Genomic DNA, 14,427 nt, shown 5'->3' with positions numbered 1-14,427 from the left:
CGCTCTTCCCAATCCTTCTCAGCCCCTATGCTTCGGCACTTCAAAAGAAACCGTTGTGCCTTGCCCTTCCGCACTTTCAAGCTTAAGGCCGCTCCCGAACATGGACAGCAGGCGGGAGTGAATATTTCGCAGCCCGATTCCTTGGCTTCCTCCATCCCGAAGCAGAGAGCTAAGCCGGCTCTGCGGCATCCCGGTTCCGTTATCGCTCACTGTAATCTGCACCGCTTCCTTGCTCTCTGTGATCTCCAGCACCAGCGTTCCGCCGCCCTCCTTGCGCATCAGCCCGTGCCGGACCGCATTCTCGACGATGGGCTGGATGCTCAGCGGCGGCACCAGAAGCTGGCTGCCAGCAGCCAGTCGGTATTCCACATGAAGCCGTTCCTCAAAGCGGGCTTTCTCCAGATTGAGATAAGAGGTGACCAGCTCCAGCTCATGACCCAGCGTGGTCAGCTGCTCCCGGCCCTCGAGATCGAAGCTGCGCCGGAGATAACGAGCGAGCTCCAGCAGCAGCTGGTTCGCCAGCGACGGGTGATCCGGCAAATGAGACATGATCGTATTCAGCGCATTAAAGAGAAAGTGCGGCTTGATCTGTGCCTGTAAAAAAGCCAGCTCCGACGCAATCGCCTGCCGCACGGTTTTCCTGAGCTCCAGCAGAGTCCGTACGCGGGATTTCAGCTCGTCGGCATCCACCGGCTTTCTGAGAAAATCATTCGCCCCCGCCTGCAGCCCCACCTTGACGTCCTCCGGAAGGCTGCGGGCCGTCAGGATCAGCACGGGCAGTTGAAACAGCGTGAACCGCTCCCGAATTCGGGAACACAGCGCAGGGCCGGACATGCCCGGCATCATCCAGTCTGTAATCACAAGATCGACGGCTTCTCCGGTGCTCAGCATACGCCAGGCCTCCTCTCCGCTTGATGCAGTAAGGATGCGGATTGCCCCTCCTCCCAGCAGATTGTGAATGACCTTCAGATTGACGGGATCATCGTCCACGACCAGAATCCGGGCAGCCGCTGTCCCGGCCTGTTCACGGTCCGGCTCGGTCTCCAGCATTTCCTGTCCGGGATACTCCCGCACCGGTTCCGGCACAGGCAGACTCTCCTCCCGGGACGATCGCACCGTGAAGGAGAAGGTGGAGCCTTCCCCCGGCTTTGAGCGGACCCAGAGCCTGCCCCCGCCAAGCTCCACCAGCTTCTTCGTGATGCTCAGGCCCAGCCCCGTGCCCTGATGATCTCCGCGTCCTTCCTGCTCCAGCTGCTCATAGGACTGAAAAATCAACGCCAGCCGCTGCTCCTCTATCCCGATTCCGGTATCGCGGACCGAGACCGTGATCCAGTCCTCCTCGTCCTGCTGCGCCGTGACGATAATCTGTCCTTGATCACTAAATTTGACCGCATTGCCGACCAGATTGTACAGCACCTGCCGCAGCCGCTCCTCATCGGCATAGAGCAGAGGCAGCCGCTCTGGCAGCTCCTGCCGCAGCACGAGCTGCTTGTTCCCTGACACATGCGCCATGACCTCCAGCACCGAGGTCGTTACTGCAGATAAATCCACCCGCTTTGGCTGCAGGGTGATCTGATTGTTCCTCAGCTTGTTAAAATCGAGGATATCATTAATGAGGGAAGACAGTCTTTTCCCCGTGGATACGATCAAGCGCAGATCCGCCGTCTGCTTGGGGGTCAGCGGTCCTGCAGCACCATCGACAAGCGATTGGCTGATGTTCACCATGCCGTGAAGCGGGGTCCTTAGCTCATGCGACGTATTCGCCAGAAACTCATCCTTCAGCCCATCCAGTGTAAGCAGCCGGCGGGACAAATGCTGCACCTCTTCAAAGGATTCCGAGAAGCGCCGGGCCAGCAAAATAGCCTGGGTCAGCACGAACAGCACCAGCTCCAGGGAGCCAAAGGTTTGAAAATGCTGGCTGCCCAGCAGACTGGCAATATTCATGACAATTAGCATCAGAATGCTGATCACTCCAATAACCTGCAGCCCGAATTCCTCACTCCGGCCCTTGATGCTGACAATCATACGGCAGAACATGTACAGGACGCTCACCAGGGAGGTCATAAAGATGATAGACTCCAGCTGCGAGAAGACACGCACTGGCGTGAGCCATGCCGTCAGCAGGCTGGCCGCGGTCAGCATTTGTATGGCCCGCAGAGCATACCGATGAATGATGCCCGGCAGGGAGACGGCCACATAATAGATCAGAAAGTAATAGAGCAGCGCCGAGGACATCATCTGAATCTTGGTAAACCATTCGTAGCCAAGCCCCGGAAAAAGGGCGGCCAGCAGCTTCTCCCCGTGGGTGGCTGTGTAGATCAGCATCGCGGTGCAGGCCAGGCCCAGGTACAAGAGCGCACGTTCCTTCCGCAGCCGGTACAGCATCAGCGCATAAGCGCCCGGGAGCAGAAAGCCTGCGAGCGTCATTATGTCCAGAAACAGAGACAATTCCCGGGCCTGCAGAATCGACTCAACATCCCCGAACCAGATCGACGTAAAGATGCCCCCGGAGCTGTAGGCATAATTGGATACCTGAACGACAAGCTCAATCTGTCCCGCCTGCTGCGGTCCGAAGGACAGGTACGGAATGTTGGAGGCCGTCTCCTGCTCACGGCTTGCCGCGGGCTCTCCGCTGCTTCCGATCTGATGCCCGTTCAGAAATATCCGGTTCGCGGTGCGGATGTTGCCGGTCTTGATACCGTAGAGGGCGTTCTCCTCCCCATCAGGAACCTGAATGATCAGGCGATAGGTTCCGTAGCCCCAGGCGGATTCCGCCTCCCCTTCTTGAGATATATAGGAATTCCATGCTCCCGGCAGCTTCACGATCGCGGAAGGCTCAAGGGAACCCTGCCCGCCGTGCTCCACCCCCGATCCCGGGTTCTCAAAATCCGGCGGATTCAGCAGACGCCCGCGATAAAACTCCCATTCCCCTTTCAGAGGCACTGCACCGTCCTCCGCAAAATCCCATTCCTGCAAGTTCAGCATTCCCTCCATCGCAGAGGGCGTCATGCCGGCTTTCAGATCGAAGCGGATGCCGGAGTACAGCGGAATTACAACGACAAGAGTCAAGCCAATCATCAGCGTCAGCCATTTACGTGGTATCATCCCAGGTCCTCTTTCCCGCCGGCAGCCGGTGCCGGTCAGCAGTATGCTTCACGTTACGTAGATCTTTATTAAACCCCACCTGTCCTGAAATTTCCATACCTTTTAACACGCAAGATTCCATAACAAAAAGACAGTGCACCGCTTAGCGGCGCACTGTCTGAACTTTATCCTTTCTAGGTGGACATCATCTGCTTGACCAGCTCGCGGTTCCGTTCCTTAAACTGCTCATTGTGCGAGGATACCATGGCGATCTTGGACGCATCCGGCTGAATGTACAGCTTCGCCTGATTGACTGCGTTCGCAGCGTCCTGAAAAGCACCGGCAATCAGATTCAGCTTGCCCTCATGCTTCAGCACGTCACCGGCAGCGAACAGCCCCGGCACGGAGGAGGCTCCCAGCACGGAGCCTTCAATGTAACCGTCCTCTGCCACCCTGATGTCCAGACGGCTGTTCTGGATCAGCTCCTTGTCCCAGTCGTAGCCGTGATTGATCACTACCTCATCAACTGCGATCTCGGATACCTCCCCGGTCTTCAGGCAGGTCAGCTGAACCCGCTCAATCCGCTCATGGTTATCCGAGGCAATCAGCTTGCTGATGCTCTGCTGCAGCATACAGCTGGAATTATCGCAGTTCATCAGCTGGTTCACCTGTGCTTCATGGCCGGTCATGGTGTCCTTCCGGCATACGACATACACCTGTTTCGCGACCGGACACAACTCATTGGCCCAGTCTACTGCGGAATGGCCGCCGCCCGAGACGAGCACGGTCTTATCCTTGAACTGCTTCAGTGATTTGACGGTGTAATTGAGATTGGACACCTCGAACCGTTCGGCCCCTTCAATCTGCAGCTTCTGCGGCGTCAGAATGCCCCGGCCGGAAGCCGCAATGACGGTTCGGGAGTAATGCTTCGTCCCGGAGGTCGTATCGAGGACGAAAATCCCGTCGCTATTTTTGACAATGGAGGTCACCTTCTCGTTCAGGACAACCTCCGGGGAGAAGGTTAAGCCCTGCTGAACAAGCTGCTCAATCAGCTTGGCACCGGGAAGAGGGGCGAGCCCGCCGACATCCCAGATCATTTTCTCCGGATATACATGAATTTTGCCGCCCAGCTGTGGCTGAAACTCAATAATCTTCGTCTTCATTTCCCGCAGACCGCTGTAAAAGGCAGAATACAACCCTGCCGGACCGGCACCAATAATCGTCACATCAAACACATTTGCTTGCTCCACGAATATTCATCTCCCTGATCAGGACATTGGTTCACTGATTATCATTCTCATTGTAATATACGATGAATTTGTGCTCATTACAACCTAAATTATAGTTGACAACAGGATGAAACAGCCTTTAAAGTAAGGTTAGCAGATATTTGAGAATGATTATCACTAAGTAAGCAAGCAATCTATTATCAATTCATTTATTGGAGGGTACCCATGTCTCGCCTATATACGGAAAACCTGAGCGTCGGCTACGGTGAACGTCTGATTGTTAAACAGTTGAGTGCCGAGATCCCTGACAAGAAGATCACGACCATTATTGGTGCGAACGGCTGCGGCAAGTCCACGCTGCTGAAAGCGATGACCCGCATCATTTCCCACCAGGACGGCACGATCCTGCTTGACGGCAAGCAAATCGTCAAAGAGGATACGAAGGCTCTTGCGCGCAAGATGGCGATTTTGCCGCAGTCACCGGAGAGCGCAAGCGGGTTGACGGTCGGCGAGCTGGTATCCTATGGACGGTTCCCGTACCAGAAGGGCTTCGGCCGCCTGACTGCCCGGGATCACGAGGTGATCGACTGGGCCATGGAGGTGACCGGCACGCTGGAATTTAAACAGCGCTCCGTGGATGCCCTGTCCGGCGGACAGCGCCAGCGTGTGTGGATCGCTATGGCTCTCGCTCAGGAAACCGAAATTATATTCCTGGATGAGCCAACAACATATCTTGATCTTGCCCATCAGCTGGAAGTGCTGGAGCTGCTGCAGAAGCTGAATCGTGAACAGGAGCGTACCATTGTGATGGTGCTCCACGATTTGAACCAGGCAGCCCGCTTCGCCGATCACATCATTGCCATGAAGGACGGCCAGATTGTTCAATCCGGCTCCTGTGAAGAGGTTATTCATGCCGACGTGCTGCGTGAGGTATTTCACATCGACGCGGCGATCGGACGGGATCCCCGCACCGGCAAGCCGATGTGCCTGACGTATAATTTACTGAAGGAAGAGCCGGTGCATGCTGCAGCGATCGCTGAGGAACGCATTGCCGTCGGAGTTGGCGCTTAACGTTTCTTCTATAATAAATAGAAAGTCCCTTCAGAGGCTGCAGCTGCAGTCTCTGAAGGGACTTTTGTTTGTCTTTTTTATGGATCCGGCAAAGTAAAGGTATCTCCGCCCTGAAGCGTTCCACGCTCAAAGCCTTTATAGAACCAGCTCTTCCGCTGCTCCGAGGTGCCGTGGGTAAAGCTCTCCGGTACTGCATAGCCGCGGGCCTTCTTCTGAATTGTATCGTCCCCGACCGCACTGGCAGCAGCCAGCGCCTCCTCCAGATCGCCCTCCTCCAGCAGATTCTCACCCTGCACATGATGCGCCCAGACTCCGGCTAAATAATCAGCCTGCAGCTCGAAGCGTACCTGATACTTCCGATATTCCTCTTCACTCAGCTGCTGCCGGTATTGATTAAGCTGCGCGGAGGTGCCCAGCAGTGTCTGCACATGATGCCCCACCTCGTGGGCAACCACATAGGCCATGGCGAAGTCACCCGGCGCATTGAACTCGCGGCGAAGCTCGTCATAGAAGCTCAGGTCAATGTACAGCTTGCGGTCCCCCGGGCAATAGAATGGGCCCACCGACGCGCCGGCGGTGCCGCAGGCAGACTGTACGCTGCCGGTGTACAGCACCAGCGTCGGCTCTTCATACTCCATACCTTCCTTGCGGAACACCTCCTGCCATACCTCCTCGGTATCCGCCAGCACCACCGACACGAACTGGGTCAGCTCCTGCTCCTCAGCCGTTTCCGTGTAAGCTCCACTCGGTTCGGAAGCTCCGCCCAGGCTGCCCAGCAGCTCTCCCGGATTTCCGCCCAGCAAGGTGATGACCAGCACGATGATAATGCCTCCAATGCCGCCGCCAATCAGGCCGGGCCCTTTGCGGCCCCTTCGATCCTCTACATTTGAGGATGCTCTTCTCCCTTTCCACTGCATAATCTGCTTCCTCCTTCTGCTTGCCCCCTATTAAGGCACTGGGTTCGCTTCTTCTTATCCTTTAAGCATTTATACCCCCAAATGCGCCCTTAGAGAAACGAAATGAAGGCTTGCGGCCAATCTTTTCTACTAACCTGCCGTAATATACGTTAAAATAGATAGAGATAACGTTTACAATGAAGGAATGATGATGTACAGCTTGAGAGAAGCAAATCACCCTGATCTTCGATGACTTCGAGGAAATACTTGAAAACGGAAGGTGTCAACCATGTCAGCAGCGTCCAGCAAACCGAACATTCTGATCTTTATGACCGATCAGCAGCAAGCCCAGGTCACGATGCAGGATCATCCCTGCCGTACGCCTCATCTTGATGAAATCGCCGGTCAAGGCGTGCGCTTTACGTACACGTACCCGCCGATGGCCCACTGCTGTCCGGCCCGAGCCTCTTTTATGACCGGCCTGTACCCGTCTCAGCACGGCGTTTACAATAACGTCCGCAATGACCAGGCCATCAACTCCACCGTCAACCCCGGAGTGGAAATGTTCTCCGAGAAGCTGAAGGATGCCGGCTATGAGATGTATTACAGCGGGAAATGGCATGTATCGGCTGAGGAGAATCCGAGTGACCGCGGCTGGACGGAGCTGTACATGAAGGAGCAGGGCTTCGACCGCGGCTCGCGCCGGGACCATTATGCCCAGCTTCAGAGCGAGCATGGCACGCGCGAACGGGCCCGGGGAGAGATCCTTCGTCCGGGATGGTCCAAATTTCAATTGTACGGCACGTCCAAGGTGGAATATCATGACCACCCGGATTACCACTGTGTAGACGCCGGCATTCAGCAGCTGAATGCGATGAAGGATCAGGAGGATCCTTGGTGTATGTATCTTGGCGTACTGGGACCGCATGATCCGTTCATCGTTCCGGAGAAATACGCTACGATGTACGACCCGAACGACATTGAGCTTCCTCCCAACTACCGGGATGACATGACCGATAAGCCGGGCATCTACAGACGCATGAAGAAGGTATTCAGCCAGCTGACCGAGCAGGAGGTCAAGGAATCCCTTGCCCACTACTGGGGCTACTGCACGATGATGGACGATCTGTTTGGCGAGGTGCTGGACGCGCTGGATCGAAACGGCCAGCGGGACAACACGCTCATCGTATTCGTCTCCGACCATGGAGAGCTGGGTGCAGCCCACGGCTTGTACTGCAAGGGCATCAGCACCTTTGACGAGGGCTACCGGGTTCCGCTCATTATCAGCCATCCGAAGCTGATTCAGGAGCCGGGCAGAAGCGTGGACGATTTCGTGATGCTGATGGATATTGCGCCGACACTGATTGAGCTGGCAGGCGCAGAGCCGCTCTCCAAGTGCAGCGGACAGAGCCTCGTGCCTTTCCTGCAGAATGAGCAGCCCACGGAGTGGCGGGAATCCATCTACACCCAGTGCTACGGCACTGAGCTCTACTATACTAACCGTATGGTGCGAACCAAAGATTATAAATTTGTGTACAACCCGACGGACATCGACGAGCTGTACGATCTGAACCAGGACCCTCACGAAATGGTCAACATTGCAGAGCAGCCGGAGATGAGCGGAGTGCTGAAGGAGATGTACCGGCTGATGTGGGAGAACGGATACCGGTATGAAGATAATCATTTTGTCTCCTATATCCCGGTAACGACCGGCGAATATGGCCCGGCCATCGTAAATGAGCCCAAGGGAGGCGCTTAGGTTGAGACATCTGTTCATTGTGGGAGACAGCATCTCTATCCAGTACGGTCCTTCTTTAAAGCCGCTGGTGGAATCGTACTTTCATTATGACCGCAAGCGCGGAGAGAAGCAGGCACTGGCCGATCTCGACCAGCCCGTAGGCGCCAACGGAGGCGACAGCAGCCGGGTGCTGGACTATCTAACCCAGGAGCAGCACCAGGGTGTGTCCTATGATCTGCTGCTGCTTAACTGTGGACTGCATGATATCAAGACCGATCCGCTCACCGGCGAGAGACAAATATCTCCTGCCCGTTACCGGGATAACCTGGAGCGGATTATCCAAACAGCGCGCAGCATGGCCAAGGCCCTGATCTGGGTGAGCACCACTGACATTATTGATGATATTCATAATTCGCAGAGCACCTCCTTTCACCGCTTTCACCGGGATGTGCTGGAATATAACGAGATTGCATCGCAGGTCATGGAGCAGCATGAGGTGCCGATCATTGATTTGTACACGTTTACGCTGCAATTCGGAGCTGACGCTTATCGGGACCATGCTCATTTCACCGAGGAGGTCCAGCGCCGCCAAGCTGAATTTATCGCGGATTATCTGATGGGCTCAGGCCTTCACGCCTCTTCATCGGCAGAGTAGCTTCTTGCTGCAGCACCCTGCCATGACGAGGTAAGGGGAACCCGGCCGTTTGTATACCACGACAATTTATCCACGGGGAGACACAAAATGTGATGAAATACAGCTACTTGAAAAAATTGTTTATGTACAGTTTATTCTTGGGTGCCCTGCCTGTCATCGTCATGGGTGTATTCTCGTATGACCGGACCTCAACCGTGGTTGAGCAAAAGGTCAATGAGGCCAACCGGCAGATTTTGAGCTCGGCCATGAATAGCATTGATCATAAACTGGAAACCGCATATGTTATGGCAACACAGTTCACCAATTCTACCCAGGCCGTTTCCGCCCTGAATATGGACCTTGACCGGTCCCAATTTGAAACCGTCTCCGAGCTGATCAAGACGATTCAGGGATTTCAAGTGTTTGATTATGTGGCGAGTGTCCATTTTGTGAATCTGGAGAAGCGTTGGGTTATTACCAATAAAGGACTGGAGCGCCTGGACGAAGAGGAAGAGCTGGCCGAATGGACGGCGCTGCTGTCAGAGCCCCGAAATACACAATGGGTGACCAGCGCCAGCGGCGGCATCAGCCTGATCAAGCCGCTGCCTTTTCTGACCACGAAGTCACCTCCCCAAGGGGCCTTTGTCATGCGGTTCTCCCCGCGGCTGTTTAACTCGCTCGTCCGCAGTGAAAGCTACGGGGATACCGTCATTTATAACGAGAATATGGAGCTAATATTCCGGAATTCAGAAACGCTGAGCTCTCCGGAGCAGCAGGATCAGCTGGAGCTGAAGCTAAGCGCAGAGTCCGGAGAAACCTCGCAGCAGGAGAACGTTCGGTTCGAGCTGGCCGGTGCTCCTGCTCTGGCTATGGTGGAGGACTCTGTCTTTAACGGCTGGAAATATGTATCCCTCGTACACTTGTCCGATATTACCGAGGAATCGAAGGCCATTGGCTGGGTCACTCTGCTGATGTGCCTGGTCATTCTGAGCATTACGCTGGGGCTTGCCTGGCAGGGCTCGAAGATGTTCTACTCTCCCATTCGCGTGCTTCGGGATCTCGTGGCGGATTCGGACGATGCTCATCCGCAGGCCTCCGATGAGCTGCAATATATCCGCACCGGGATTCAGGGGCTGCTCGGGAACAAGCTGGAGCTGCAAAAGCAGCTGCAGAAGCAGTTTCCTTATCTGCATGAGCTGTTTGTAATGAAGCTGTTTCTCGGTCAATGGAGCAACAAGGAGATTCAGGAGCATATTGAACGATACAATATTGATTCGGATTGGGAGCAATTCAGTGTATTTACCCTCAAGATTTATTCTTTGGAGCACTCCCGCTTCGACGAAGAGGATTCAAGCCTGATTCTTTACGCCATTCTAAACATGATGGAGGAAATTCTCACGCCGTCACAGCCTTTTAAGCCGGTCATTATGAATGAGAGCTGTGCCGCAGTGTTCGTCAGTCCTCGCAGCGCAGAGGGCCCGGCACCGGAGGAGCTTCTGATGCAGACCTGCAAGGAGATTGAGGACAAAATCCAAGCCTTCCTGGGACTGGACATCCAGCTCGGAGTCAGTCGGCCGCACACCCAGCTGGAGCAGGTGTCTATGGCGTTCGCCGAATCCACCGCTGCGCTGCGCTTCTGTCAGCGGACTGGTTACCGCGGTGTGATGAAGTCTGAGGACGTGGATCCTGGCAGACTTCCGCAAATGACTTATCCGGCCCACTGGGAGCAGGAGCTGCTGGAGGCGCTGCAAAGTGAAGACCGCGAGGCTGCAAAAGAGCTGGTGGACCGCATTTTGACAGAGGTCGAGACCCGGCAGTACACCTTGATGGAAGCCCAGGTGCTGTTCTACCAGCTGCTGGTTAAGATGATGAGCCTGCTGCAATGGGATGAGCAGTCGCTGAAGAAAATGCTGCTGGATGTGGAGTACGTTCAGGCGATGTTCCGTACCACTACGTTCGAGGAGCTGGGTCAGTGGTTTACCTCCGTCGGCATGGAGCAGCTATTCCAGCTGCTCTCCACCCGGGAAGAATCGCATCAAGGCCAGATTGCCCAGCAGATCAAGCAGCTGGTACAAAGCCGCTTTGAAGAGAATTTAACGCTGGAAGCCATTGCCGATCTGATGAACTTCAATGCCAATTATCTAAGCCGCGTCTTCAAGAAGGAAGTAGGCATGAGCTTCAGCGAATATATGGCGATCACCAAGCTGGAGATGGCCAAGCATTTGCTGACGACCAGTGATCTGAAGGTGCAGGAGGTTGCCGAGAAGCTTCACTATCAGAGCACCACTGCCTTCATCCGGTACTTCCGAAAAATGGAAGGCATGACCCCTTCCAGTTACCGGAAAATGAACGAATAGCATCTGAAAGCGCATCCTCTTCCACTCAGGGGATGCGCTTTTGTGTCTATAATCATTATCTCGACATGTGCAGCAGATGACCTTCACACCGGGCTTTTCGGCACTTTTTTGGCCATTCCAGGGATTATTATGCCTATTTCATATGCACCAGACGACCCCCGAGATGTGATGAAGGTGCATATAGACTATTGATCCGGATGGGGTTAAGGTTGGTGTACAAAAGCAAAGAGGAGGAAGCCACATGCAGCGCATTCAAAACAATCAACGAAGCTGGCGGCGTGATTTGCTGAGAGACCGTTGGTTATATGTAATGCTGTTACCCGGCATTATTTATTTTCTAGTCTATAAGTACTTACCCATGTGGGGCGTGATCATTGCCTTTCAAAACTATTCCCCTGCACTGGGCATTCTGGACAGCGCCTGGGTCGGACTGAAGCACTTCAATCGATTGTTCTCCGAGCCTACCTTCTGGCAGCTGTTCCGCAACACCTTATTATTGTCGCTGTACCAGATCGTCTTCTTCTTCCCGATTCCGATCATTCTCGCTCTCATGCTGAATGAGCTGAAGAATCAGGTGTTCAAGCGGTTCGTACAGACGATCATCTACATTCCGCACTTTGTATCCTGGGTCGTTATCGTCGGTATCAGTTATTTGTTCCTCACACCTGAAGGCGGTTTCATCAATGAAGCCATCGCAGCAACGGGGAATGACAAGGTCAACTTCCTGATGAGTGAAGACTGGTTCAGAACGCTTCAAATCGGCCAGGTCATCTGGAAAGAAGCTGGATGGGGTACAATCATCTTCCTGGCAGCCTTGGCCGGTGTCGATCCTCAGCTGTATGAAGCAGCCCGGATGGACGGTGCAAACCGCTGGAGACAGCTGTGGCACATTACACTGCCTGCGCTGAAGAGCACCATCATTATCCTGTTTATCCTGAGACTTGGCGATATTCTGGAGCAGGGCGCCGAGCATATCTTGCTCTTGCTCAACGCGCTTAACCGTCAAGTTGGTGAAGTTTTTGACACATATGTCTACACGGTGGGCTTGCTGCAAGGTAACTTCAGTTACAGCGCCGCGGTCGGACTATTCAAATCACTCGTCGGCCTGATCCTCGTACTTGTTGCGAATTATACAGCCAAGAAGGCAGGCGAAGAGGGGGTGTTTTAGATCATGTCTAACAGTGCAATGAAAGAAACTGCAGGTGAAAAGGCGTTTGACTGGGTCAATATGTTTCTATTGCTCGTCATTTCACTAGTCATGCTGTTCCCGTTCGTTTACATTACGGCCCTGTCCTTCTCCGATGAGAAGAGCATTGCCGAGGGTGGATTGATCCTGTTTCCCAAGGGCTTCTCTCTAGCCGCCTATAAATACATCTTCTCGACAGACACTTTGATGCAGGGTCTCTATAACTCGATTCTGATCACCGTCGGCGGAACCATCGTCAACCTGGTCATGACGAGCCTGATGGCTTACCCGCTTTCGAAGGTACATCTGAGAGGACGTAAACTGATCCTGATGTTCGTAGTATTCACCATCCTGTTCAGCGGTGGCTTGATCCCGACGTTCCTCGTGGTAAAATGGACCGGACTGCTTGACAGCCTATGGTCGGTTATCATCCCGACCTCGATCAGTGCCTTCTATCTGATCATTCTCAAGAACTTTTTCCAGCAAATTCCGGATGGACTTGAAGAATCCGCCAAGATTGACGGCGCCAACGACCTGGTCGTGCTCGTTCGTATCGTCCTGCCGTTGTCTTTGCCGGCTATGGCTACCTTCGCGCTGTTCTATGCGGTCAGTCACTGGAACATGTACTTCCAGGCAATCCTGTACATTAGCGATAACACCAAGTGGCCGATTCAGGTGCTCCTGAGACAGATTGTTATCCTGTCCCAAAGCTCCGTAGGCTCAAGCTCATCCCTGGATGAAACGGTGCTTCCACCACAGTCCATCAAAATGGCCGTAATCGTGTTTGCAACGATTCCAATCATGCTCGTGTATCCGTTTTTACAGAAGCATTTTGCCAAAGGCGTCATGCTTGGCTCTGTGAAGGGCTAAATAGATAAGGGAGGTTATGTTCATGAAAAAGAAAGGTAAAGTTTTCAGCTTATTGTCCACTGCGTTACTTGTTGGCGTTGTAGGCTGCAGTAACGGAGGCTCCACAGCCAACGAGGGTAACGGCACGAATGCCGATTCTGACAAGCCATTTGAAATGAGCCTGCTGTTCCACTATGAGACGGAGCCGCCAAAGAATGACTCCGACATTATGAAGATGATCGAAGAGTACACCAATACTAATATCGACGTTCAATCGGTTCCATCTTCAACCAGCGCAGAGAAGTTCAACGTTACTGTCGCTTCCGGCAACTTCCCGACTGCGATCAAAACGTTCTACGAAGTACCGGTTGTCAATGCGATCAAAACCGGCGTGTTCTGGGAAATCGGTCCTTACCTGAAAGACTACCCGAACCTGTCTGCGATCAACCCGCAGGTATATGACAACATGAAGGTCCAAGGTAAAATTTATGGCGTTCCATCCGTTCGTGACTTGGCGCGCAACACCATGACGTACCGTAAAGACTGGCTGGAAAAGCTCGGTCTGCCAGAGCCAACAACGGTGGATGAATTCTACAACATGCTTAAAGCGTTCACTACTCAGGATCCGGACGGTAACGGGAAAGACGATACCTACGGCCTGATCGAAAATAACGCACTGTTCAACATGGATATGATCACTGCTTACTTCGGTGCACCGAACCAGTGGGGCGTGGAAGATGGCAAGCTGATTCCATCCTTCCAAACCGAAGCTTATCTGGAGGCGCTGCAATTCTACCGCAAGCTGTTTGACGAGAAGATCATTAACCAGGACTTCCCGATTACATCCCGTGATAACTGGTTCAAGCTGTGGGATTCCGGTAAAGCCGGCACCATGCGCCAGGTAACCAGCACAGCAGTAGCCCGCGAACGCGGTGCACAGAAGGTAGATCCGAATGCGAAGGTCGACATGGTTTCCTTGCTTGAAGGACCACGCGGCACTGCGATCTACTCCGAAGCAGGAAACAACGGCTTCTTCCTGATCTCCAAGTCTGCGGTGAAAACCGAAGAAGAGCTGAAGAAAGTACTGGAATTCTTCGACAAGCTGATGGATGAAGAAATGTCCAACCTCTTCTACTGGGGTCTGGAAGGTCAAACCTATACCGTTACGGATGGTAAAGCTCAGCATACCGACAAAGAAGCTTTTGACAGAATGCTCTCCCCTTACACCCAGCTGGCTGTAGGCAAGCTGATCGACAACGCGACACCAGGCGTGCTGCAGCCACTGGAGCAGCAAGCACTGGATATGAACAAAGAGAACGAAGCGGTCGCTCTGGCGAACCCGGCCCTGACTCTGGATTCCGAAACGAATACCGAGAAAGGTGC

General features: G+C 53.8%; 10 protein-coding genes. 7 read left to right on the top strand and 3 right to left on the bottom strand.

All coding sequences use genetic code 11. The annotated features are described in order from the left end of the window. Positions 1–18: 18 nt before the first annotated feature. Positions 19–3,105, bottom strand: a complete 3,087-nt coding sequence (locus JJQ72_RS11660; protein ID WP_243896040.1) for an ATP-binding protein — start codon at positions 3,103–3,105, stop codon at positions 19–21. Between the two features lie 173 nt (positions 3,106–3,278). Then, entirely contained in the window at positions 3,279–4,334 is a 1,056-nt protein-coding gene (locus JJQ72_RS11655; protein WP_138227397.1) for an NAD(P)/FAD-dependent oxidoreductase, read from the bottom strand. A gap of 204 nt (positions 4,335–4,538) precedes the next feature. Between JJQ72_RS11655 and JJQ72_RS11650 the strand changes: the two genes are divergently transcribed. After that, positions 4,539–5,384: an ABC transporter ATP-binding protein gene (locus JJQ72_RS11650; RefSeq protein ID WP_138227398.1), complete on the top strand. Its 846-nt coding sequence runs from the start codon at positions 4,539–4,541 to the stop codon at positions 5,382–5,384. A 77-nt stretch (positions 5,385–5,461) separates the two neighbouring features. On the opposite strand, the gene ypfJ is transcribed toward JJQ72_RS11650, so the two are convergent. After that, entirely contained in the window at positions 5,462–6,301 is an 840-nt protein-coding gene (ypfJ, locus tag JJQ72_RS11645) for a KPN_02809 family neutral zinc metallopeptidase (protein ID WP_208203783.1), read from the bottom strand. A 268-nt stretch (positions 6,302–6,569) separates the two neighbouring features. Between ypfJ and JJQ72_RS11640 the strand changes: the two genes are divergently transcribed. The 6 genes from JJQ72_RS11640 to JJQ72_RS11615 all read left to right on the top strand — a co-directional run. Continuing rightward, a complete protein-coding gene (locus JJQ72_RS11640) occupies positions 6,570–8,039 on the top strand; it encodes a sulfatase family protein (protein WP_208203782.1) in 1,470 nt (489 codons plus the stop codon). Position 8,040: 1 nt separating this feature from the next. Further along, positions 8,041–8,673, top strand: a complete 633-nt coding sequence (locus tag JJQ72_RS11635; protein ID WP_208203781.1) for an SGNH/GDSL hydrolase family protein — start codon at positions 8,041–8,043, stop codon at positions 8,671–8,673. A gap of 92 nt (positions 8,674–8,765) precedes the next feature. Next, entirely contained in the window at positions 8,766–11,009 is a 2,244-nt protein-coding gene (locus JJQ72_RS11630; protein ID WP_243896051.1) for a helix-turn-helix domain-containing protein, read from the top strand. A gap of 241 nt (positions 11,010–11,250) precedes the next feature. Further along, a complete protein-coding gene (locus JJQ72_RS11625; protein WP_138227403.1) occupies positions 11,251–12,177 on the top strand; it encodes an ABC transporter permease in 927 nt (308 codons plus the stop codon). Between the two features lie 3 nt (positions 12,178–12,180). Then, positions 12,181–13,065, top strand: a complete 885-nt coding sequence (locus JJQ72_RS11620; protein WP_233281079.1) for a carbohydrate ABC transporter permease — start codon at positions 12,181–12,183, stop codon at positions 13,063–13,065. A gap of 22 nt (positions 13,066–13,087) precedes the next feature. Continuing rightward, positions 13,088–14,427 (top strand): extracellular solute-binding protein (locus JJQ72_RS11615; protein ID WP_208203780.1); only part of this gene is annotated, 1,340 nt, incomplete at its 3' end.

Source organism: Paenibacillus sp. F411 (genome assembly GCF_017582705.1).
In the GTDB taxonomy this organism is placed as follows: domain Bacteria; phylum Bacillota; class Bacilli; order Paenibacillales; family Paenibacillaceae; genus Paenibacillus_AQ; species Paenibacillus_AQ algicola.
The sequence above is the reverse complement of the archived record's forward strand: the minus strand, read 5'-3'. Positions and strand labels throughout refer to the sequence as shown.